Origin of the sequence: Pseudanabaena cinerea FACHB-1277 (assembly GCF_014696345.1) — a bacterium.
In the GTDB taxonomy this organism is placed as follows: Bacteria; Cyanobacteriota; Cyanobacteriia; order Pseudanabaenales; family Pseudanabaenaceae; genus Pseudanabaena; species Pseudanabaena cinerea.
The window spans coordinates 20,197-44,806 of sequence record NZ_JACJPY010000026.1 but is presented as its reverse complement, the minus strand read 5'-3'; the positions used below and the strand labels follow the sequence as shown (position 1 = coordinate 44,806).

The following is a 24,610-nucleotide window of genomic DNA, read 5'->3' as shown; positions in this document are numbered from 1 at the left end:
AAAACGAGGAAATTCTCATGGCTTTAGTTGAAAAGAACAGCACATACATTGTCGGCATCGATTTAGGTACTTCTAACTCGGCGATCGCCGTTTACCAAAAAGGAAAAGCCGAAATCCTCAAGGTTGATGATGGTCGTAACACTTTGCCCTCTGTGGTAAGTATTGTGGACAACGACACCACATTAGTGGGTAAACAAGCGCGATCGCGACTGCTTCTCGATCCAGACAACACAGTTTCTTCCATCAAGCGTGAGATTGGTAGCGAATGGAGAAAAGAATTTCCTAACCGCCCAGGAAAAGAATATACAGCGACTGAGATTTCGGCAGAGATTCTCTCCAAACTGGTCAATGGCGCACAGCAAACCAGTATGGATATCTTGCAAGGTACGCCTCGCTATGCTGTGATTTGTATTCCTGCCAATTTTGACGACAACCAAAAAACCGCCACCATTGACGCAGCTAAACTTGCCCATTTAGAAGTTGTCAGTCTGATCGAAGAACCCGTAGCAGCAGCGATCGCCTATGCCCTCGAAAAAGACCGCGATCAAACCATCCTGATTTACGATCTGGGTGGAGGCACATTTGACGTATCGATTTTGCGGGTGGATTCCACGGGTGATGGACTGGCTAAGTTTAAGATTTTGGCAAAAGAGGGTGTCCAAAAATTAGGCGGCGATGACTTTGACTATGAAATCATGAAAATTGCCGCAACAAGATTTCAAGAGACATCAGGAATTGATCTGCTCGATCTCAAAAAGGATCAGGGAATCTCTAAAAAAGTGTTGCGGGATGCTCAACAAAAGCTTAAAGAAAAAGCTGAAAATGCTAAATGTGAGTTGACCGAATCCCTCAAAGCCGTAATGGAGATCCCTAGCCTAATTAAGGATGAGTCTGGAACTGTACATAATCTGGAGATTGAGATTGAGCGCAGTGAATTTAATGTGGCAATTTATCCTTTGTTGTTCCAGTCTAAGGAGGCAGTGGAAAAAGCGATGGCAAGTGCAGCTTTAACCATTGATGACATTTCACGGATTATTTTGGTGGGTGGCTCTACAAGAGTGCCATTAGTTAGAGAAATGTTGACGGAAATTTTTGGCAAAGAACCCTATGGTGATATCGATCCCGATACGGTTGTGGCAGCAGGAGCCGCCAGCTTTGCCGCAACTTTGAGTGTGCCAGATGATCCTGATGTTAAGCCCCAGCTTGATAGCTCATTGGTAATCGACAACATTGTCACCCTAAATCTGGGCATCGAAACACGTGATCGCCGTTTCAACAAGGTAATCACCAAAGGTTTAGAAATTCCTACGGACGAGCCTCTTTGTATCAGTAAGGATTATTCGACTCAGCGTGATAATCAAACTGAAATGCGGATTAGTGTTTTTCAGTCTAGCGATGAGAAAGAATTTGTCTACGAAGAAGGCGTAACTTGTATTGGTGAATTCCTAATTACTAAGATTCCACCCAAGCCCAAAGGACAAGAAATTGTCACGATCACCTTTGAACTGAATCAGCAAAATTTACTCAAGGTAAAGGCTGAATCAACTTCAGGTGTTGGCGGTGCTTTGGAAATCAAGCGGTCTTAACTTAAACTAATCATAGGAGAACATACAACCATGAGTACAGAAGTAACAACGCCCAATATTGACTTGCAGCAAGAGCTTAACGATGAGGCAAAAAAAGAAGAGTCTCTTACACCAGATGCAGTACAAACCGAAAATGCTGCGGTGGATGTTAGTTCTCCAGAATCTCCTGAAACAGGGCAAGATATCACGCCTGAAGAAGTAACGAGATCTTCATCCAATGATGTCGAGTTAGCAACTTCTGCCAACAGTCAAGTAAGTGCTGGTGAATCCAGTAATAACGCTGATATACAGCCCAAGTCCACTTACAGCTTGTCTACAGATGATTTGGTTAGAGCTATCAATGAGGATCGCGATAACATCAATAAGCTTTTCAAATCGTATAAGCAACTTCTAGACAGGTACAACAAGCAAAATGATGATTTGAATCAAACAAATGAGAGTTTGAATAAACTTGAAGGGATCACGAGGTCTCAGATTGAGGATCTGACTTCTGAGTTAAATCTAGTCAAGGGGCGTTTGAGTAAACTGGAAGAGATCACAAGGTTTCAGTTCGAGGATTTAGTGATTAGCGCTCTAGAACAAGACGCTGAGAGTTTTAAGGAAGATCTGAATGACTTTGAACAGTATCAAGAAAAAGTAAACTATTGGCATTCTAAAAATCAGGATTTGTCATCAGAGATGTCGCTGGCGATTTCTTGCTGTTGCGATCGCATTACTCAATGCGGAACTATGATGAAAGAATTTGAATCATCTCTTTCTCGATCCTATCAAGATGATTTGAAAAGTCGCTACAGTGGACTTGAAACAGTTAAACGAATGCTAGAACGTTTGACCGAATCACTGAATTCACTGACGACTTGCCAATTACCATCATCGGAGTTAATCCAAGTGCAACAATTGGAGCTATTGAATTTGGTGCGATCTCAAACTGATGCTAAACAGGCAAAACAGATGCTTGACCGAAGAATCAGAGAAATTGGTGACGCAAGGTATCAACCAGTTCGGGAATGGCGAAATTTGGCGGAGAAGTTACAAAAACAATGGGTAAACTTTATCGACAAAAAGATTCTGCCTGCCCTTGATGGCATTGATGATGGCGAACTCCATGCCAAAAATTTGGTTTCTGACGTAAGCAGTAGCCATCCTAATCAAGCTCCAAAGCTTTCCGAATGGCTAAGAACCTATGCAGATTTGAGAGAGATTTTGTTGTCTGCTCTGAAAAAACTAGGCGTTAAACCAATGAATGTGGAAAAAGGTCAACCCGTAGACTTTTTGCGCCATGAACCTTTCACCACAGAAACAGATCCCCAACTACCCAATGAATCAGTGAAGGCACTTGTCAGAAAGGGGTACGAATATCAGTATCAACTAGAAAAACAGCCAGAGAAGGAAACAGTGCTATTGCGTACTGCTCTTGTTGTCGCCGTTAAGAATAAATAGTTATCAAACAATCCAGAGAGGAGACTTGAAAATATGGCAGACAATGAGCTAAATCCAGTTGTTGGTATTGATCTAGGTACAACTTTTAGCGCGATCGCCCGTTGGCATGACAAAAAACGCGAACCACGTCATTACCAACACAGCAAGTCTGGAGATACCCTCCAGTCAGTGGTATATTGCGATCCGAGAACTTCAGAAATTTTAGTTGGTAAGCTTGCCTATAACAAGGGGCTTGTCGATCCTGAAAACGTGGCTATCGGTGTCAAGAGAAAAATGGATGATGCCTCTGAAATCATCTCAATTGGCGGCAAAGACTTTTCACCGATTGACCTATCGGCGATGATTTTAAAAGAGTTATATCAAGATGTTGTCCAACAATTTGGCGGTGGTAAGTTTAAAAGTCGTGCGACAGTTGTAGCCCATCCATACTATTTCAAAGCTCATCAATGTGAACATACCCGCAAAGCCGCCGAAATCGCTGACATCAATTGTATTAGTCTAATTCCAGAGCCGATCGCTGCCTCTCTTGCTTATGCGTGGCAACTTGTCCAAGAGCGTCCCGATCAAGAAATCAAACAAAATATTCTAGTTTTCGATCTTGGGGGCGGTACTTTCGACCTAACTCTGTTTTGTTTACATCAAGCACCCAAAAAATTACTATTTGAAGTACTTGCCACAGGAGGAGACGATCGCTTAGGGGGAATGGACTTTGATGAATGCTTGTATAACCTGATTTTAGAGAAGAGCGATATTAGCTTGACTGGCTTAACGAAACTTGATGAAAGGAAAGCCCGTCGCAAAATCTTAGAACAGGCGATCGAGGCAAAAATTACCTTGTCTCAAGCTAATGATACGTTTGTCACAGTTCCTGATGTATTACCAGGACAGCATATTGACATCAAGGTTAGTCGCCAAGAATTTGAAGAGTCGATTCAGATTTATACCCAGAAAATAGGTGCGATCGTGGAGAAGCTTTGGGCAATTTCAAATTTAAGTCCTCCTGACATTCACCGTGTTATTCTTGTGGGTGGCTCTAGTCGCATTCCCTGTATGCAAGCTCTAGTTTGCGAGCGAATCGGTAAGGAAAAAGTATATGGCAATATCAATCCTTCGCTTTGTGTGGCAGAAGGAGCCGCCATGTATGCCGCTTATTTGGACGATCCTGAAATCTTTGGTCACGAGATCGAGGTAAGAACTCGCACTTGTCACGCTCTTGGCATTGAGGCTGCGGGAGGTCGCTTCATTGAACTAATCTCGGCTAACCAGCCCACTCCTTGGGAACAGCGTCAGTTGTTTACAAACGATACAGATAATTTGACATCTCTTGATATAAATGTTTACCAAGGATCATCGCCTTTTGTCATAGATAATACCAAGATTGGTACTCTAAAAGTATCTGATTTGCCTGAACGTAAAGCAGAAGAGTTAGAAATATGGGTAACATTTAAAGTCGATAGAGAGCAGAATCTATCTGTTACTGTCGAGGTTGATGGCGATCGCTGGGGTGATTCTTTTGGCTATGCCTAGATTTATTTTCACAATTACTTGATCAAACACTCATGTCAAACCTATGGCTGGAATCACCCCAAAATATGAACTAAAAATCATCATCGATCCACCTATGGCTGGGAAAGTTGATGGCGCAGGAAAATATGCTGAAGGCAAAGATGTTCAAGTTGAGGTAACTGCTTTTGGTGGCTGGAAATTTATCGGCTGGGTTGGAGACTGGTCTCATTCTAAAAAGAGCTTTTCTTTTGTGATAGAAAAAGATATGACCGCTACTGCTACTTTCGAGAAAATTTTTAAACCATCCACCGCACTTGTTACCATATCTTTAATTTCTTTCTTTTTTCTTTCTGCTATTGTTGTCTATATTTACAGTACGGAAAAAAGTAATCTTATTCAAAATATCAATTCACTTGAAAGAGATAAAAATGAACTGAAGAAACAAAATCAGATACTAAATGAGGAAAACAAGAAACTAAATGAGGCAAAAAACATATTAGAAGATGGTAAAAAAGTAATAGAGGGAGAAAACAAAAAACTAAATGAGACAAAAAATACATTGGAAGATGATAAAAAAGTACTAGAAGGAGAAAAGAAGAAACTAAATGAAGAAATTAGAGTTAGCAATGAAAAAATTAAAACTCTTGAGAAAAGTATCAAAGACAAACCATGTGAAGGAAGATCTACCGAGTTTCTCCGATGATAAATCAAAGCTTTACAAAATGTACATTAAGTCTGGACAACAATTGGTACAATCAAAATTACAGACTTACCACCAGCTAAAAGCTGAATCATTGGATATTATGGTGATATCCAAAGTCGATACATACCAAAATGTCACTTTCACTGTCGAAATAAATGGCGATCTCTGGGACGATTCTTTTGGCTATGCCTAGCTTTATATTCACAATTACATAATCGAACACTAGTAACTAGTAATAAACTTATGACTGGAATTACACCAAAATATGAACTCAAAATCATCATCGATCCCCCCACATCTGGGAAAGTTGACGGTGCAGGAAAATATGCTGAAGGGAAAGAAGTTCACGTTAATGCAACTGCTTTTGAGGACTGGGAATTTGTAAAATGGAGCGGTGATAGATCTGATCCTAAGCCAACTTTTTCTATAGTTTTGGATAGAAATCTTACCATCACTGCTCATTTCAAAAAAGTCGCCAAACCTATAGATCGGCTTACAATTCTTAGTGGAGTCATTTTATTATTATCTATTTTCACTACTGTATGTCTTTACATAATAATTGACAGAATAAATAAAACCGAACAAAAAACAGGTTCTACTATTGTTTCTGAGAGCAAAAGTCTCGATCAAAAAATCGAATTGCTGACTAAAGAACAAAACAAGATGAAGGAAAAACTTGATGGATCAATGTCTGGTCTAAATCAAAAAATTGAATCTTTAACAAAAGAACAATCTAGTACAAAAGAAAAACTGAGAGCGCTTACATCCGCCCAAATTAGTGTCAATAACAAGCTAGACGATATAACATCTGATCGTGAAAATACCAATAAGATACGAAATAGCTTAGCATCCTCCAACGTCCAATATGAATTATGGAGTGATGAGTTAACAACTACACAAACAAGTAAGAGTTACACAGTGCATATTGGAGCTGGGAAAAATGTTCAGGCATACTTGTCTGGAATGACTGCTGATGGTGATCTTCATATCTTGAATCCTAACAATAGCCTAATAGCAAGTTCTGGCAGAGCTACCTCAAGACCCGATGCTGTCGATTTTACAACTTCTTCGGCTGGAACATATACTTTCAAAGTATACAATCAACCGACCAAGTATAAATTGGAAGTATATGTGAGAAACTAATCAACTATAAAATCACTTAAAATCTATTTACTCTATTTACTATGAAAAACCAAATCAAAATCGGACAAACGATCGCACCAATAACAAAGGAGCAAAAATACATGACGATAACGATTGCATCAAAAACAACCTTGTATGATCGTGACTTTTACCAATGGGTACAAGAAACGACAGAAAAGTTAAAGATGAAAGATTTTGACCATGTGGATTTAGAGAATCTAATCGAGGAAATTGAGAGTTTGGGAACATCTGAAAGGAGCGAAATATATAACCGTTTGGCTACTCTCTTAGAGCATTTACTCAAGCGGATGTTTGTAGATATGCCTCAAGAGTTTAATGGCTGGGAGAATACAATTCGTGAACAAAGAAAACGACTGAAACGGGCGCTTAAATTCTCTCCTAGCCTCAAAAATTATTTCACTGAAGTATTTGATGAAGCTTTTGTTGATGCTCTTGAAGAAATCCGTAAGGAAAAGGGATATAAGCTTGTTAAGTTTCCTGATACATGGCAGTTCGGGCGTGATATCGACACGATGATTAATGTTGATTTTTGGGAGCAGTAACACACCACCAAGAGCCGCCCCTAATCGGCGTTGTTTATACTGGTATCAATCTTTATCAGGGATATATTTACTATGCAAAACCAAATCAAAATCGGACAAACGATCGCAGGAAAATATGAGCTAATCAAAGCTCTGAAAGAAACTCATCTATATCAATGGATCGGAGCAGTGAATTTAAAAACACAAAAAGCTCATACCATTCAAGTTCTTTTAAATGAATGCCAAAAAGGACAAATCAAAGAAGTATTTGATTACTTTGACGCGCTTAAAAATATTCGCCGCGAAGGAATTATCCCCCCAGAACAAGTTATTTCAAACAATGATTTACCCTTAATCATTTATCCAGAATCTTTTGGCATTACTTTAGACTTGTCTAAAGATATTGACCTTGATTTGACTTTAAAGTACTTATCTGAAGCTTCCGAACTACTGCACATTGTCAACAATAAAAAATTAATTCATGGACAAATCAATCCCAAAAGTTTTATTCTCAAAGACAACAAAGTTTATTTAAGCGGCTTTGGCTACGCGCCATTTCTGATGCAAGGCAATGAAAACGCCATCAAAGATTGTGGCGATTTTCTGCCCCCCGAAATAACCGACGCTAACTCAGCCCAAAAATCCAAAGACACAATTGATACTTACGCTTTTGCCAAAACCATCGCTTACTGGTTCCCGAATATTTGTACCTCAGCATGGTATCTCCAAGCAACCAACCCCGATCGCAATCAACGATTTAAACGTATGCGTAACCTCTTTGAAGAACTGAAAAAAGCTCTAACGGATGCCTTTGCCAATTCGACAGAAATTAATGACAATGCAAACTTGAGCGAAGTAATTGAAACCGAGATTAAACTAGAACCTCAAACTAGCGGCGGCATTATTCCCAAGCATATTCTAGAAATCGAACTAGATCCACCAGAAGCTGGTAGGGTCGAAGGCGGTGGTAAATATGCTGAAGGAAGACAAGTTAATGTCAAAGCGATCGCTCTCCCTGACTGGGAATTTATCGGCTGGGACGGCGATATTGTGCAATCTAACAACAGCCTTGATCTAGTGATTGAGAAAAGTTTAAAAATAACCGCTCGATATAAGAAAATACCAAAATTACGCGGCTCCATCCAAATTGAGATATATCCATCTGAAGCCCAAGAATTTGTAAGAGTTAGCGGTGCTGGTGATCACCCTCTGGGGACATCTGTAGAGATTAATGCTTGGAGCATTTCCGACAAATGGCGCTTTAGTCGCTGGAAAGGTGACATTAATGTTGCCAAAACTCCTTTTACGATCGCCTTAACATCTGACATTAGAGTTGTGGCTGAATTTGCGATCGCGCCAGACTTAACAAAACCTAAACCCTCTCCTAAAAAGCTTGGTAACGCTTTTGGTCAAATTCTATCCGAGGAGACTGCAAGAATATCATCATCTGATCTTGACATGGGCAACATGGATAATACAGATACTCAATGTGTAAATAATGAGATTCCAGAAGTTCCCCAAAACAAATCCAATGCTGATGAACAAACTATGCAGAAGCAGAAAAAATTAGGCTCAGCATTTATTAATTCACAAGTAGAAGAAGAAAAGTTGATACAACCTGATGTTAAACAGTCAACAAAAAAAACTATTGTAGGATCTGCATTCGGTGAATCCAAGTAGCCGTTATTTTAGCCAACAAACCAATTAGCATCATGCGCTACACATTGCGCGATCGCCATGACGCTATAAAATGTAATGCGAGTTACCTACGAAAAACAAGAAATATGCCCCGCCGTAACGACATCCAAAAGATTTTGCTGATTGGCGCTGGTCCGATCGTCATCGGTCAAGCCTGTGAATTTGACTACTCAGGAACCCAAGCCTGTAAGGTTTTACGGGATGAGGGCTACTATGTGATCCTAGTTAACTCCAACCCCGCGACGATCATGACCGATCCCGCCACCGCCGATCGCACATACATTGAGCCGATCACGCCCGAAGTGGTTGCCCAGATTATCGAGAAAGAGCGTCCTGATGCCATTTTGCCGACTATGGGGGGGCAGACGGCTCTGAATACGGCGGTATCCCTAGCGAAAATGGGAGTTCTTGAAAAATATGGCGTGGAGCTAATTGGGGCAAAGCTAGAAGCGATTGAGATGGCGGAGGATCGCAAGCTGTTTAAAGAGGCGATGGAGCGCATTGGCGTGGCTATGTGTCCATCGGGATTGGGGACAACTATGGAAGAATCCCGTGCGATCGCCCAAGAAATTGGTTCCTATCCCCTAATTATCCGTCCCGCCTTCACAATGGGCGGCACTGGCGGCGGCATCGCCTACAACCAAGAGGAGTTTGAAGAAATTTGTGCCTCTGGTTTAGAAGCGAGTCCTGTATCACAAATTCTAATTGAGCGATCGCTGATTGGTTGGAAGGAGTATGAGCTAGAGGTAATGCGGGATCTCGCCGATAACGTGGTGATCATTTGTAGCATCGAAAATATCGATCCCATGGGCATTCATACGGGCGACTCGATTACCGTTGCGCCTGCTCAAACCTTGACCGATAAGGAATATCAGCGCTTACGGGACTATGCGATTAAGATTATTCGGGAGATTGGCGTGGAGACTGGCGGATCGAATATCCAGTTCTCGATCAACCCTGAAAATGGCGAAGTGGTGGTGATCGAGATGAATCCCCGTGTGTCGCGTAGTTCGGCGCTTGCCTCCAAAGCCACAGGCTTCCCGATCGCCAAATTTGCCGCAAAACTGGCAGTGGGCTATACTCTTGATGAAATCTCTAATGACATCACCAAGAAAACTCCTGCTAGTTTTGAGCCGACTATCGATTATGTTGTCACCAAAATTCCGCGCTTTGCCTTTGAGAAGTTCCCAGGGTCAGAGCCAGTGCTGACCACGCAGATGAAATCAGTCGGTGAAGCGATGGCAATCGGGCGCACTTTCCAAGAATCATTTCAGAAAGCTCTGCGATCGCTGGAGGTTGGACGGTTTGGTTTTGGTGGCGATCGCGAAGAAACCTTACCCGATCTCGAAAAAATCAAATATAGTTTACGAGTTCCTAATCCCGAACGCATTTTCTCGATTCGTGATGGATTTTTGTCAGGTTTATCGGTACAGGCGATTTTTGAACTGACGAATATTGATCCTTGGTTCTTGCAGAAAATGCGCGAGATTACCGATGTGGAACTTTCACTCAAGGGTCGGAAGTTGGATAGTATTCTCAAGGATGAGATGCTGGAAACTAAGCGCATGGGATTCAGCGATCGCCAAATCGCCTATCTCACAGCTACAAACGAAGATGCCGTGCGTACCTATCGTAAATCTCTCGGTGTAATTCCCTCTTATAAAACTGTGGACACCTGCGCTGCCGAATTTGAAGCACTTACACCCTACCACTATTCCACCTATGAAGAAGAATCGGAAATCCTCCCTTCCACAAAGCGCAAGGTGATGATTCTCGGTGGTGGTCCCAATCGCATTGGACAGGGGATTGAATTTGACTATTGTTGCTGTCATGCCAGCTATGCGTTACGTGCCGCAGGCTTTGAGACAATCATGGTCAACTCTAATCCTGAAACTGTATCTACCGATTACGACACGAGCGATCGCCTATACTTTGAGCCATTGACCCGCGAAGATGTATTGAACATCATCGAAGCCGAACAGCCTGAAGGGGTAATCATTCAATTTGGTGGACAGACTCCGCTCAAACTTTCCGTTCCTTTGCTGCGCTATTTGGAAGAACATAATTCTAATACTAAGATTTGGGGTACTTCTCCAGACTCCATTGACATTGCCGAAGATCGGGAACGCTTTGAAGCGATTTGTCAAGAATTAGGAATTACCCAACCTAACAATGGCTTAGCCCGTTCTGAAGAAGAAGCAGTGGTAATTGCTCAGCGTGTTGGTTATCCCGTAGTTGTGCGTCCTAGCTACGTTCTTGGCGGTCGTGGCATGGAAGTGGTCTATTCCGATGCGGAACTCGAAGACTATATGCGCCGTGCGATCATTATTGAACCTGAACATCCAGTACTGATTGATCATTTCCTTGAGGGGGCGATCGAAGTGGATGTGGATGCGATCGCCGATCAACAGGGCAATGTCACCATCGGCGGCATTATGGAACATATTGAAGAAGCAGGGATTCATTCAGGGGACTCTGCCTGTTCGATTCCTACGTTCTCGCTACCCCCTGACGTTCTCACCACCATTCGCACTTGGACAATTAGCCTTGCTAAAGCTTTAAATGTGATTGGCTTGATGAACATTCAATATGCAGTGCAGTTGAATAATAATCATCCTAAAGAGAGCAAGGTGTTTATTCTGGAAGCGAATCCTCGCGCCTCTCGGACTGTTCCCTATGTCAGCAAAGCCATCAACGTTCCCCTTGTTAACTATGCGTCAAGGATCATGGCTGGTGCGACCCTTGCGGAATTAGGCTTAACGGCAGAGGTGATGCCTAAACACATCTCCATTAAAGAAGCCGTACTTCCCTTTGCCAAGTTCGCAGGAACTGACACAATTTTGGGACCTGAAATGCGCTCCACAGGAGAAGTTATGGGTATCGACACAGAATTTGGGCGTGCTTTTGCCAAAGCCCAACTTGCCGCAGGAACCCATCTGCCCCTTGAGGGAACTGTATTTCTGTCGGTCAACGATCGCGATAAAAGTGGCATTACAGCGATCGCCGAAGCCTTTGTCGAACTGGGTTTCAAGGTTGTGGCAACGGAAGGAACCCATCGAATTTTGCGACGTAATAATGTGCCATCCAAGCAGGTTCTCAAAGTTCATGAAGGTCGCCCACATATTGGTGACTCCATGAAAAATGGTCAAATCCAATTGATCGTTAATTCACCCAGTGGTGAAGAGGCAAAAACCGATGGCAAGATGATCCGCCGCACGGCTCTAGCCTACAAAATCCCTGTGATTACTACCCTTGCGGGTGCAAAGGCAGCGATCGCGGCAATCCGTTCGTTAAAGACGGGCGGCTTTTCCGTTACACCACTACAGGACTACGCTTAACCATTGCTGTCTGCATTTTGCCATAGGTAAAATGGCAAAGTGCAGCTCCAAAAGCTTGCTTACGAAATCATTGATTTATTAGTCTTAATCAAAATCTTCTTAAGCCTTTTTAGTAATTTGCGTTGAGCGATCGCTAAGGGAACTACCACTTTTACTAAGGGCGAGCTAACCTGCAAACTCGCCTCATACCAAGCATTGCGATGTACATTTAAGCCATCCCGTTGGGCGATCGCATATTTGTAAACATCCTTTAATTGCAAGGGCATTGCCCAATAGAAATGATAAAGCTCATTGGGGTCGTCAAAAAATGGACAATCCTTAAATGCCGCAGCTTCATCGGGCGTAATATCATCGTTAAAGCTTAGGAATAATTGATCCAGTGACTCCCTTAATAGCTTTGGCGATCGCATCAAGGCAGATTGATCAGGCGATCGCCTCACCAAGGTCTGCACAAATATCAGTACTGACTTTTGGAAGAACTCTAATCCCCAATCTAAAGCAGGCTGATTCTGTTGATGTTTGAGCTTTGGCAAGACAGAGCCATCGGCTTGTAGCATATATTCAAGGGTTGTACCTTCACATCCTGCACAAAACACTTCCATCGCCGACACATAGCGATAGTCAATTTCCTTTCGCATTCCCAATGATTGATTGAGATCGAAGAAAAAGGCTTGCACCTGCCCCAGATGCTTGAGTCCGCCCGTGGGCTTATCGATCGCAAAGTAAAACCCGACAGGCATTCTTGTTCCTAAGAGGGCAAAGATATTTTCTAAGGAAATCTGCAAACTGCCGCGCCAACCCACATCGATTAGCCCAAAGGCTGCGCCATCTAGTAGTTTTTCCTGTTGCAAATATGCCTGTAAGATTTTGCGCTTTTGCTCAGCCACATTCAGCACAAGTTCCTGCAATTGCTGATGCGATTCTAATTTACGGCGTAAAGCCTGACGCTCTGAAGCTTCTAAATTCTGTTGCCAAGTTGCCAATGGATAGCCGATCGCCTCAAAAATAGGTTGGGCATCCTGCTGATTGAGACACATCCGTTTTAGTAAACTATCAATACTAAAGAAATTCGTATCATCAAACATCCATTCCCAAAAAGCCTTATTAATCACAGTTAGCCCTGGCATCCGTAAGGCTTGACGGCTGACATAGAGATAGCGCAATTCCACTTCAGGATAAATTTGTGGTGCAAGTTCCTTAGCGATTTGTAATAAAATTTCGCCATCCCTTGCCAAAAAATAGAGTCTAGCTAGTTTTTGCGCCTTCGCCCGTTGCAAAATCCAAATTACATAGGTCGTTAAAATTGGAGCCGCCACTGAAGTGGCAATATCCCGCAATACTCTCTGTTTAGAGTTCTGCGCCGTGATATGGAGCCTTGCATAGCGAGAAATACCTGCCCAAAGGGAACTAACACCCTGAGTTTCTCGATCATATTTCTGCAAAATTGCTTCATAGCGATTGGGATTAGCATCATTAAAATGAACGGCTTTAATGCCCAATGAGCGCGGCCGATCCACATCTGATCGCTGACTATTGCCCGTATGAATCAATTGCGCTGGCTTAATCCGTAAGTCTTGCAGCACATGGGTAAATAAATCCCCTTTGCCCTTAGATTTACCGATTTCCGAAGATACATATAGGCGATCGCCCTCTTGCCAAAAATTATGCTGCTTCAGTCTCGCAATTATAAATTCTGAAGGTAAATACATATCCGAGATGAAGACCACATGGGGATGCGATCGCCTTGCTTGCAAAAGCATTTCATCGGCTTGGTGAATTGGCACTAAGTATTTTGTTTCAATTGTTAGCTCTAGTTGTTGCAGTTTATTCGCCAGATCATCACTTAGCTCTAATTCATTGGCGAGTTCGCGATAGATTTGCGAGAAGGTCGCTTCAATTTGATTGGTAAATAATCTGGCGCGGCGATCGGCATTGACCCTTGCTTGATAAAGAGGATTAGGACTAATATCTAACAACCCCTGCTGCACCGCGTTCTCTGCATAAATGCGGAATATTTGCATCGGATTACTAATCCAGCGTGTTAGCAAGGTATCGAAGACATCGAAGCTATAAATTGTTAAGGTCATTGGTGAAACCCCAAAATGATTTTAAGTGAACCCATGAGAATAGATAGCGCTAAGTACTATTATTCTTATTTTATTTTTATTTATTATTTTTGCTTATGGAATGGAGCCAGAACCTTTAAAAAGTCCTGCGTGAGCTTGGTATAGCTCATATCTTCTTGAATTGCCCTGCGATCAAACCGTAAGGGTGTACCCGCCATTTTCGCCGCCATTACTTCACTAATTACTTTACTCATGGCGGCTATGTCTTTGGGATTGACGATCCAGACCCCAGGTTTGTCATGGAGATAGTTCCAATTTTCGCCCTTAGGGATCGCCGCTAAAATTGGGCGATCGGTCATCAGATATTCATAGGTTTTCACAGAAATGCGCCCGCCATAATCACCATCGGGGCGATCGGGCAGGGTTAGCAGTAATAAATCCGCCTGTCTAGCGATCTGGATTACTTCTGAATGTTTGGTTTTGCCAAATACTTCCACTAATAGCTGAAGATCGTGCTTCGCTAATACCTGCTTAACCACATCATCGGGAAAAGTATTGCCATAGATCTTTAGATGCAATTTGTCCTGCCAGAGTGGGTTTTGCGCTAATACTGATTGCATTGCCTGACCAACAAAAACAGGGCTAGAACTGCTATAGTCAACCTTAGCACGATAATAGCGTCCCCATTCTTGCCATTGGTGATAGAGATTTTTGAGAAAAGATTTAATAGAACTTTTGCCTTGTTCCTGTTTGAGAAATTCGTACCAGCCATTCATGCCGCCTGTGTAAATAATATTAAATTCAATATTAAATTTCTCTTGATTATTTTCTTGATTTTCCCAATTATTTAAAGTATCTGGACTGTCATAATTAAGAGGATCAATCCCACAGCGAATCAAGTGGAACTTAGATTGATGCTCTGGTGCTTGGCGCTTTTGGGCAAGTTCTAAATTGACCTGTGATACATATACCAAAGCATCAGCATGACGACCATAGAAATATTCTAGCCACATTTCGAGACGATGGTGCAACCATGTGGGGGTATAGGCGTGCATATCTGTACAGCTAATGGAATCATTGAGATTGAAGATCAATGGTAAGCCTGTGAGCCATTTTAGCCACACTCCAATGAGGCTGGCGGAATAGGGCATCAGAAACACTAAAATGACATCGGGCTTCTCTTTTTTGATAATTTGATAGCCTTTGATCAGGGCTGGCAATACCCAGAAGATCGAGCGATCGGGCCATACTAATAAATCGTTAATTTTCGAGAGCTTTAATTTATTAAATAAATCAATTAATAGTTGGGGAACCCAAGGCTTCACAACATAAATCTTTGCTTGCTCATTTATATAAGCATTTTCTGTATCAGTTAAGCCGATAATTTGCCAGTCTTTTTGGAACCCTGTTAGCAGTTTGGAGACGCGATTGGCTAAGGGATTGATTTTGGGGGGATAGATATGGGAAATGCAGAATAGGGTGGCAGTTGGTTGATCGGGCGATCGCATTTCTATATTTTGCTGTTCTAACGGAGAATTATTATCATTCATAGATCTTGAGGATTTTTGGGGATTTTAAAGTGATTTAAATCGTATGATTCACGCCCATCCAAAACTTATGCCTTACATCGCTGACATAGTGACGCATGGCGATTTTGGGTTTAGAAGCTTTATTGACAAATTGATCGGCGTAGATAAATTGATCATCCACATTCATAATGTATTTGTCCTTTGGTAGCGGCACACCTTGGTTATATTTGATCGTTAAATTGACAATAGTTTGCTCAGAAAAGTAATTCGGTGGTTCCGCAAGCTGGGCTAAACGAGCCACAGGCTCCTGCCAGTTCAATGCTTTTTTAAAAAGAACGAACCCTGCATTAATTGGTTCCTGCATTTCCTGATCGGTATAAATCAAGCGTTGATCAAAGGAAGTTTTGCAGTCGGGGAGGTAATAAGTGTGCGTATCGGGGGCGATCGCTAATTCTGCTAAGTGGGTTGCCCCTTCAAAAAAAAGAATATCCGAATCGGTGTATAAAGTTGCGCCATCAATGGGAATGGACATGAGGGCGGCGAGTTTTTTGCCCATTGCCTGTTGAGAAGCGTAAGCATAAACGGAATCTGGTAAATCTTCCCTTTGAAATTTGGTTAGAAGCTGCACATCTACGCAGGGATGCACCTGTTGCAATAGGGCAATGCTAGAGGCTGTATAGCTGCCATCGGACATAATCGTGAAAACATCGGGAATGCCCACATAATTTAAAAAGGAGCGCAGACTGGCAACCTGTTCTGGTAAGTCTCTTTCGCAGGAGAGGGCATAAACTTTGATGGGGACGCGGCGCTCTTGCTTAATCGGCATCACCGCAATTTTGGCAATGTTAGATCGATAGCGCGATCGGAGAAATTTTCCTTGTATTCTGGCGCTGTGATAACCAATATTTACCATCTACCGCTCCTCGCTTTTACCAATTGTTTGATTTCGCCTAACGCAAAACTAAAAAAGCCTGATTACCGACATCAATATAACCTACGCTGTACACACAAGTCTCTCTGACTAAGCTTTAAGGTTTTGATCCCCCCAGCCCCCCCTTGAAAAAAGGGGGATAATTTTCTTCTTCCCCCTTTGCAAGGGGGATTGAGGGGGATCTTTCGTAACTCATGCAGTCGAAGATTTAGTCATTTACAGTTTTATGCTGCTATATTAAGAAATGTAACATTTTTTTGGCGCAAGGTAGATATTGTCAAGCGTCTAACCTATGTGAACCCGTTATGGATAAAAACTATGGAATGGAAGCAGGTTGAAGATAATTGGGTATTGACACCCGCTAAACCCAAGGGCGTAATCCACTTTTTGGGTGGTGCATTTTTTGCGGCTGCTCCCCATGTTGCCTATAGTCGGGTTTTAGAGCAGCTAGGACAAAATAATTATGCGATCGTGGCGACCCCGTTTTTGAATAATACTTTTGACCATCGCCAGATTGCCCGTGATGTACATACCTCCTTTCGCAAGGTGCGGAGTAAACTGTTTCTGGATTATTTTCCTGTATTTGGCTTGGGGCATAGCATGGGTTGCAAAATCCATTTGTTAGTCAATAGCCTCTATCGTCCTAGCCGTGTGGGAAATATTTACATTGCCTACAACAATTACAGCGCCGATCGCTCGATTCCCTTTTTCAAGGAGCTATCCAATACTATTCCTGAGATGTCAGCGATGGAATTTACGCCTAGCCCCAAGGAAACCGAAGAGTTAGTAAGGGCAAACTACGAAACCAGCAAAAATTTATTGATCAAGTTTATCGATGACGATATCGATGAAATATCCACTCTTGCCCAAATCCTTAAGCAAAAATTTCCCAATACCGTTAGCCTAAATACCCTTAAAGGCACTCACCTCACCTCCATGGGCATCGATCTCAAATGGCAAGCTGGCAATAGCTTTTCCCCTGTCGATGCGATCGCCCAATGGGTAAAGCAAGAAATCCATAAAAATAATCAGACCCTAGAGCAGGTGCTGCTGGCTTGGCTTGGCAAGCAGTAGTCAAGTACTTGCCATTTCGCACCGACTACTTTTTTGTGGTTTACCATTTCTTGGTTTTGACTGTATCATCAAGTTACATAAAGCCACAGCATCTTTCCTATGGATATAGCGATCGCCCTCTTGCAAAGATATAGCTTCGACCTTGGCGGTTATACGATCAGCGATCTGCAAAGATTATGGAGCCGTTTTAAACCTGATTGGCTCCGTCAAGCGGTCATTGAAGCTTTATTTCAAGGCAGATATAAAGCCGTGTCAGTGTATCAAATTTTGCAACTATGGGAACGCAAGGGAGAGACACAACATCGCTACAACAGTGAGTTTGAAAGGTTGGTCTGTGATGACGTGGCTGTCACCTATGGAGAGCGCCTGTCCCGTAAGTCGCCGACTGTAAAAAAAACGGCGATCGCTGAGATTTCACCAGCTCCCCTGTCAGAGTCCCTCTCGCAATCTGCACCAAAATTGATAGAAGCTTCTGCAATTGACCATGGTCACGCGAGCTTGCAGTATAGTTTGCAATACCAAAAGCTTCAGGCAATCTCTGGCACAACCAGAAGGCAAAGCGATCGTCCCGCCCCAACACCCAAGACATTACAGGCGCATTCCAACGGTAACGACACCTATGCCACCGCCTATATGAATATGACCCTGCTTTCTGAAAGTTCGTTGTTTGTGGATAAATTGCGCTCCATGTGCAGCGATCGCCCTGTTGTTGCAATTCGCGAAAATGCTGGTGCAGTCTCGTAAGCCATGGTTAGAGCGAATTGCGGCACGAAGTGCCACAATTCGCCCTTTGAGTTTATGGCAATTTAGGATATTGCCGAAAGTTAGGCTTGCGTTTTTCTAAGAAAGCTTGTTTGCCTTCCTGTGCTTCTTGGGTCATGTAAAACAACAGCGTGGCATTACCCGCCAACTCTTGAATGCCTGCCTGTCCATCGCAATCCGCATTAAAAGCTGACTTCAGGCAGCGAATCGCGAGGGGACTTTTATCAAGAATTTCCTGCGCCCATTGAATGCCTTCGGTTTCTAACTGTTCCACTGGCACAACCTTATTTACTAGCCCCATTTCTAGCGCTTCCGCCGCATTGTATTGGCGGCAGAGATACCAGATTTCCCTTGCTTTTTTCTGCCCCACCAGTCGCGCCAAGTAAGAAGCACCAAAGCCACCATCAAAACTACCCACCATTGGCCCCGTCTGTCCAAAGATGGCATTGTCGGCGGCGATCGTGAGGTCACAGACAACGTGCAGCACATGACCACCACCGATCGCATAGCCAGCCACTAGGGCAATTACAGGCTGGGGCATCGTGCGGATCAGCCTTTGCAACTCCAATACATTGAGCTTTGGTACACCCGACTCAGAAATATAGCCACCATCGCCGCGCACTTTTTGATCCCCGCCCGCACAAAAGGCATATTTGCCATCGGGGGCAGGGTTTGCCCCCGTCAGCAGTACCACGCCAATTTCCGTATCTTCCCTTGCATCGGTAAAGGCGGCGATCATTTCGGTGATGGTTTGCGGACGAAAGGCATTACGCACATGGGGACGGTTGATCGTCACTTTTGCCATGCCATCGGCTTTGTGGTAGAGAATATCTTCAAATGTGGCGGCGCTCTGCCATTTTGTCATAGTTTTGTTGTCTGGTAGTTCAGGAATGATCATACAGCGCTTTGCGCTCAAATCCAAACCAAGAAAGATCTTGAAAGCCTTGCTTCGCAAAGCTTTCAAGATCTTTCTTGTGGTTCGTCTGATCGGTAATTGCTGTCCGCTCTTTTGGGGAAACTGCTAGTCAATTTCATTGGCGAATACTGTGGCGATCGCCCGTTTGGCATCGGTGCGAAATTCCTGCACATTGACCCGACTCAGCAAAGTCACGGCAGCCACCATCACCAGTGCTTCGCAAATAAATACAAAGCTGTAGGCAAGGGTTGAAGTGCTAAATATTCTTTTGCCAATGTCTAAAACTATGCCGCCCGTAACCGTTGCCAAGCCTCTAGCCACAGCTTGAGATAATCCCCAAGCACCAATAAAAGTACCTGCGGTTTCGGCGGCGGTGAGGTCGAGCATGAGGCTAAGTGCGCCTGAGGTGGTGATCCCAGAGGTGAGTCCAAATAGGGCGAGGGAGGCTTGCAGCGCCCAAGTTTTTTGGATGAATCCTGAAATGATCAAAAATACACAACTAGCAGCAACCAAATAACAGCCAATGCGGGTGGCGCGTTCTTTGCCCAAGCGTGGCACGACTAAAAAACCTGCGGAACTTAATCCCACTAAAGTCCCCATGCCAAAGGCGGCATTTAATTGGGTGGTGGCACAGATGCTCATGCCGAAGACCGCACCGCCATAGGGTTCCATAATTGCATCCTGCATAAAAATCCCGATGGTCATCAGTAGCAAGAACACAAAAAATAATCCTGTTTGCCTACTGGCGGTGAGTACGCGCAAAGCGTTAACAAGGCTAAGTTTATCTTCGGTTTTGCCATGAATGAGATCGTTTTGGGCAACCCGCAATTTGTAACGTGAATATTTCTGCTCGATGCCATAGGTGGCGAATACGGCGAGTCCGATTACTGCCGCAGGGATGATCACGAATACTAAGTTAATTGCCTTTTGTAAGGTAGCGAGGCGATCGCCATTGGCAAAGAGCGAAACCTCATTGGGGGGTGCACCCGTGCAGGGCAGTAGCCGCGAAACCGTGATCGCGCCAATGACAATGCCCACCATCAACATTGACCAAACGATCCCCACTAATTTTGAGCGCTCCTCTTCATCGGAGATATCCACCAACATCGCCGCGAATGGGGTGGAGCTAAGGCTAATCGCCATGCCATAGAGTCCAAACATCGCCGCCAACAGCACCACCCAACCATAGGTAATGCCATTCCAGCCAATCTCGTAGACACTACGCCCCAACTGCCACATCACCTGTGTGGTCAAAAAAGCGGCGATCGCAAAGAGGACAGCACCGATCCACACATAGCCTGAGCGATGGGTTCCCCAAATCGTTTTAGCATCGGAGGTTTGCCCAAACCAGACCCGTGCTGGCGACACAAATAGAGGCATAGAGATAAAAATTGCGGTTAGGGTAGCGGGGATCGCCAGTTCATTGATCATCAAACGATTCAACAACCCTGCCACCAACAAAGACATGATCCCTAAGCCCATTTGAAACAGCCCCACCCGAAACATCTGCAAGAGCGGTAATTTTGGTGGTAATTTTTCTGGATTTAAGTTCTCTATGTCAGCAGGACTATTCATGATGCGTATTTCTATAGGGGTATTTTAAAATTTCTAGAGCTATTGTAAGCATTCTGATAACTAGGTCAGCAAAGCAAAACTGGCGATAGCCATAATTCCGCAAAATTGCGCTGTTGCGATCGCTGGCTTGATCTATAGGCTTTGTCTGGAAGCCAACTAGATTAGAAAGAAGCGATCCATGAATTTTGGAATTACTAAAATAACCATAGGACTATTTTTGGCGCTAGTGCTATTTAGTTCCACAGACTCAGCCTATGCCGCCGATCCTGCAATTGCGGCAGAAGTTACACCCCATTCAACCGCACAGGCGATCGCTAAATCTAAATCCAGCAATCCTGAACTCAATGCCCAATTACTAATCGCCGCCAAAAATGGCGAACTGCAAGCGGTGCGATCGCTGATTTCACAAGCAACCGATGTCAATGTCCGCGATCAATATGGTTGGACACCTTTGCTTTGGGCTGCTATGAATGGACATACGGAAATGGTGCGGGTGCTATTGGTATCGGGGGCAAACCCCAACACGCGCAACAAATATGAATGGACACCGCTAATGTGGGCAGCAGGACAGGGTTATAGCGAAATTGTGCGATCGCTGCTCAGTTTTGGCGCAAGGATCAATGCTCAGGATCGCAATGGCTGGACTGCGATGATGTGGGCTGCTGATGGCAAACATACAGAAGTAGTGGCAATATTGTCAGCCAAAAATTGACCAAAAATACAAAGTCATTGATGGTTGGATGGTGAGCTAATTAGCAGCCTCAATAGGCTGTATTTCTTCGTTTTGGATATTCTGGGCTATTAACGCTTAACATTTTGTAATGATTTTGTAATAGCATAGAAATTAATTAAATCTAAACCTAAATCTATGCTGGAACCCTCTCCCATCCTAATTCCTCAAGACTATTTAGGGGAATGCTTGAGCCAAGAAGAATTTGCGCCCACCGATAGTTTTGTGCAGCGTCATATTGGCGCAGATTCCCACGAGATTCAACTAATGCTTAAGGCGATCGGTTGTGAGTCCATTGAGGAGATGATTGCAAGAACTGTACCTGCGGCGATCAGGATTAAACAGCCGTTGCAACTGGGGAAAGCGCGGGGGGAATATGAATTGTTGCAGGAACTCAAAGCGATCGCCTCTCAAAATCAAGTATGGCGCTCCTATATTGGGGCTGGCTATTACAACTGCATCACGCCCCCTGTAATTCAGCGCAATATTCTCGAAAGTCCTGGTTGGTACACCCAATATACTCCCTATCAGGCAGAGATTGCTCAGGGCAGATTAGAAGCTTTGCTCAATTTCCAAACCATGATTATTGACCTGACGGGGTTGGAAATTGCCAATGCCTCGTTACTAGACGAAGGAACGGCGGCGGCAGAGGCGATGACGATGGCGGCGGGGCTGGCAAAAAATAAAGGGAATAAATTTTTTGTATCTAGTAATTGTCATCCGCAGACGATCGCAGTGGTCAAAACCCGTGCCATTCCTTTAGGCATTGAGGTGGTAATCGCCAAGCATGACGCATTTGAGTTTGATCAAAATTACTTTGGCGCATTGTTGCAATATCCCGCCAGTGATGGCGCAATCTATGACTATAGCGAGGTGATCGCCGCGATTCACGCTCAAGGTGGCTTGGCGATCGTGGCGGCGGATCTGCTGGCATTGACCTTGATCAAAGCTCCTGGGGAAATGGGAACCGATATTGCGATCGGTTCGGCACAGCGCTTTGGCGTTCCCTATGGCTATGGCGGACCCCACGCTGCTTACATGGCAACTAAAGAGGCATATAAAAGGCAAATGCCAGGCAGAATGATCGGTGTATCTAAGGATGTGCATGGACAGCCCGCCCTACGTCTAGCTCTGCAAACCCGCGAACAACACATTCGCCGAGACAAAGCCACCAGCAATATTTGCACCGCCCAAGTGTTATTGGCGATTATGGCAAGTATGTATGCGGTCTATCATGGCGCTTCGGGTTTAAAAGCGATCGCCCAGCGCGTCCATCGTCTCACCGCCACCCTCGCCCAAGCCATCGAAAATGCAGGACATATTATTTCCCATACTGCCTTTTTCGACACAATCCACATCCAACCGCAAGGCATTGATATCAGCACCATCAAAGCCCGCGCCGCCACCAAGCAAATCAATTTACGGTATCTAGATAATCAAGCGATCGCCATCAGCCTCGATGAAACCGTCTCCAAACAAGACCTACAAGACCTGATCGAAATCTTTACAGCTAACAGCCAACAGCTAACAGCTAACAGCCAACAGCAATCTCCAATCCCCAATTCCCTAACCCGCACCTCCCCCTACCTCACCCATCCCGTTTTCAATTCATTCCATTCCGAATCGGAATTATTGCGCTATATCCATCGGTTGCAGTCTAAGGATTTATCCCTAACTACTTCAATGATTCCCCTTGGCTCCTGCACGATGAAGTTAAATGCCACCTCGGAAATGTTGCCTGTCACATGGGCAGAGTTTGGCAATATTCATCCCTTTGCGCCACTTTCACAAACCCAGGGCTATCAGGTTCTCTTTAAACAATTGGAAGATTGGTTAGCGGAAATTACTGGCTTCGCAGGTGTATCTCTTCAGCCCAATGCTGGCTCACAGGGCGAATATGCAGGACTGCTCACCATTCGCGCCTACCATCAACATCGCGGTGAAACTAATCGCCATATTTGCTTGATTCCCACCTCTGCCCATGGTACAAATCCTGCTAGTGCGGTGATGGCAGGCATGAAGGTGATTACCATTAATTGCGATCGCGAAGGGAATATTGATATTACCGACTTGAAAGAGAAGGCAGCAAAGTATCAGCATGAATTAGCGGCGCTGATGGTGACATATCCATCCACCCATGGCGTATTTGAGGAAGGCATCAAGGAAATTTGCGACATCATCCATTATTACGGCGGTCAAGTATATATGGATGGCGCGAATATGAATGCTCAGGTGGGCATTTGTCGCCCAGGAGACTTTGGTGCGGATGTTTGCCATTTAAATCTGCACAAAACCTTCTGCATTCCCCATGGTGGCGGTGGTCCTGGGATGGGACCGATTTGTGTCGCGCCACAGTTAGTTCCATTTCTGCCCAATCATCCCTTCAATGATGATACGAGCGATCAAACGGATGATTTCGCTAATACGGTTTCTGCCGCACCTTGGGGCAGTGCCAGTATCCTCACGATTTCATGGGTGTATATAGCTCTGATGGGCGCGAAGGGCTTGAAGTTAGCAACTGAAGTGGCAATCTTGAATGCGAACTATATGGCACATCGCCTTGCGCCCCATTATCCGATTCTCTATACGGGCAGAAATGGCTTGGTTGCCCATGAATGTATTATCGATCTCCATGATTGCAAGGCGATCGCTGGGGTGGAAGTGGATGATGTGGCAAAGCGGCTGATGGATTATGGCTTTCATGCGCCCACGATGTCATGGCCTGTTGCTGGCACAATGATGATCGAGCCGACGGAAAGCGAATCTAAGGCAGAACTCGATCGCTTTTGTGAGGCGATGATTGCGATTAAGCATGAGGTCAAGGCGATCGCCTCTGGTGAGATGGATCAACTCGATAACCCGCTCAAAAATGCACCCCATACCGCCGCCGCCCTGCTTGCTGACGATTGGAACCATCCCTATACCCGCCAACAAGCCGCCTATCCTGCCCCATGGCTAAGGGAGCATAAATTTTGGACGAGTGTGGGACGGATCGATAATGCCTACGGCGATCGGCATTTTGTCTGTTCTTGTTTACCCTTGGAGGCATACAAAGACTAGTATTTCAAATA

Annotated in this window: 18 protein-coding genes; 13 read left to right on the top strand and 5 right to left on the bottom strand. The window is 44.2% G+C overall.

The annotated features are described in order from the left end of the window. Positions 1 to 17 precede the first annotated feature (17 nt). The 9 genes from H6F44_RS10090 (at position 18) to carB (ending at position 11,956) form a co-directional block, all read left to right on the top strand. Positions 18 to 1,586: an Hsp70 family protein gene (locus tag H6F44_RS10090; protein ID WP_190350829.1), complete on the top strand. Its 1,569-nt coding sequence runs from the start codon at positions 18 to 20 to the stop codon at positions 1,584 to 1,586. 30 nt (positions 1,587 to 1,616) lie between these two features. Next, complete coding sequence (gene grpE, locus H6F44_RS10085) at positions 1,617 to 3,026, top strand: nucleotide exchange factor GrpE (protein WP_190350828.1); 1,410 nt, start codon at positions 1,617 to 1,619, stop codon at positions 3,024 to 3,026. Between the two features lie 33 nt (positions 3,027 to 3,059). Continuing rightward, positions 3,060 to 4,553, top strand: a complete 1,494-nt coding sequence (locus H6F44_RS10080; RefSeq protein ID WP_190350827.1) for an Hsp70 family protein — start codon at positions 3,060 to 3,062, stop codon at positions 4,551 to 4,553. Between the two features lie 43 nt (positions 4,554 to 4,596). Further along, entirely contained in the window at positions 4,597 to 5,235 is a 639-nt protein-coding gene (locus tag H6F44_RS10075) for an InlB B-repeat-containing protein (protein WP_190350826.1), read from the top strand. Positions 5,236 to 5,254: 19 nt separating this feature from the next. After that, on the top strand, positions 5,255 to 5,428 hold the full coding sequence (locus H6F44_RS22970) for a hypothetical protein (RefSeq protein WP_206754454.1): 174 nt from the start codon (positions 5,255 to 5,257) through the stop codon (positions 5,426 to 5,428). 50 nt (positions 5,429 to 5,478) lie between these two features. Next, a complete protein-coding gene (locus tag H6F44_RS10070; RefSeq protein WP_190350825.1) occupies positions 5,479 to 6,378 on the top strand; it encodes an InlB B-repeat-containing protein in 900 nt (299 codons plus the stop codon). A gap of 41 nt (positions 6,379 to 6,419) precedes the next feature. Continuing rightward, positions 6,420 to 6,941, top strand: coding sequence for a DUF29 domain-containing protein (locus tag H6F44_RS10065; RefSeq protein WP_242016521.1), 522 nt, complete (start codon positions 6,420 to 6,422; stop codon positions 6,939 to 6,941). 72 nt (positions 6,942 to 7,013) lie between these two features. Next, complete coding sequence (locus H6F44_RS10060) at positions 7,014 to 8,600, top strand: InlB B-repeat-containing protein (protein WP_190350824.1); 1,587 nt, start codon at positions 7,014 to 7,016, stop codon at positions 8,598 to 8,600. Between the two features lie 104 nt (positions 8,601 to 8,704). Continuing rightward, positions 8,705 to 11,956, top strand: coding sequence for a carbamoyl-phosphate synthase large subunit (gene carB, locus H6F44_RS10055; RefSeq protein ID WP_190350838.1), 3,252 nt, complete (start codon positions 8,705 to 8,707; stop codon positions 11,954 to 11,956). A gap of 59 nt (positions 11,957 to 12,015) precedes the next feature. On the opposite strand, the gene H6F44_RS10050 is transcribed toward carB, so the two are convergent. From H6F44_RS10050 to H6F44_RS10040, 3 genes are all read right to left on the bottom strand, one after another. Beyond that, positions 12,016 to 14,043, bottom strand: coding sequence for an HAD family hydrolase (locus H6F44_RS10050; protein ID WP_190350823.1), 2,028 nt, complete (start codon positions 14,041 to 14,043; stop codon positions 12,016 to 12,018). A gap of 83 nt (positions 14,044 to 14,126) precedes the next feature. Further along, the gene (locus H6F44_RS10045) at positions 14,127 to 15,572 is read right to left on the bottom strand and encodes a glycosyltransferase (protein ID WP_190350822.1); all 1,446 of its coding nucleotides are present in this window, start codon (positions 15,570 to 15,572) and stop codon (positions 14,127 to 14,129) included. Between the two features lie 34 nt (positions 15,573 to 15,606). Then, a complete protein-coding gene (locus H6F44_RS10040; RefSeq protein ID WP_190350821.1) occupies positions 15,607 to 16,464 on the bottom strand; it encodes a hypothetical protein in 858 nt (285 codons plus the stop codon). Positions 16,465 to 16,800: 336 nt separating this feature from the next. Between H6F44_RS10040 and H6F44_RS10035 the strand changes: the two genes are divergently transcribed. Beyond that, positions 16,801 to 17,556, top strand: a complete 756-nt coding sequence (locus H6F44_RS10035; protein ID WP_190350820.1) for a DUF1350 family protein — start codon at positions 16,801 to 16,803, stop codon at positions 17,554 to 17,556. 99 nt (positions 17,557 to 17,655) lie between these two features. Continuing rightward, on the top strand, positions 17,656 to 18,300 hold the full coding sequence (locus H6F44_RS10030; protein ID WP_190350819.1) for a hypothetical protein: 645 nt from the start codon (positions 17,656 to 17,658) through the stop codon (positions 18,298 to 18,300). 52 nt (positions 18,301 to 18,352) lie between these two features. On the opposite strand, the gene menB is transcribed toward H6F44_RS10030, so the two are convergent. Further along, entirely contained in the window at positions 18,353 to 19,183 is an 831-nt protein-coding gene (gene menB / locus H6F44_RS10025) for a 1,4-dihydroxy-2-naphthoyl-CoA synthase (RefSeq protein ID WP_190350818.1), read from the bottom strand. Between the two features lie 156 nt (positions 19,184 to 19,339). Then, complete coding sequence (locus H6F44_RS10020; RefSeq protein WP_190350817.1) at positions 19,340 to 20,809, bottom strand: BCD family MFS transporter; 1,470 nt, start codon at positions 20,807 to 20,809, stop codon at positions 19,340 to 19,342. 178 nt (positions 20,810 to 20,987) lie between these two features. Here H6F44_RS10020 and H6F44_RS10015 point away from each other — a divergent pair, with 178 nt between their 5' ends. Together H6F44_RS10015 and gcvP are read left to right on the top strand one after the other, a co-directional pair. Next, positions 20,988 to 21,521, top strand: a complete 534-nt coding sequence (locus H6F44_RS10015) for an ankyrin repeat domain-containing protein (protein WP_190350816.1) — start codon at positions 20,988 to 20,990, stop codon at positions 21,519 to 21,521. 156 nt (positions 21,522 to 21,677) lie between these two features. Next, positions 21,678 to 24,599, top strand: a complete 2,922-nt coding sequence (gene gcvP, locus H6F44_RS10010; RefSeq protein WP_190350815.1) for an aminomethyl-transferring glycine dehydrogenase — start codon at positions 21,678 to 21,680, stop codon at positions 24,597 to 24,599. Positions 24,600 to 24,610 lie beyond the last annotated feature (11 nt).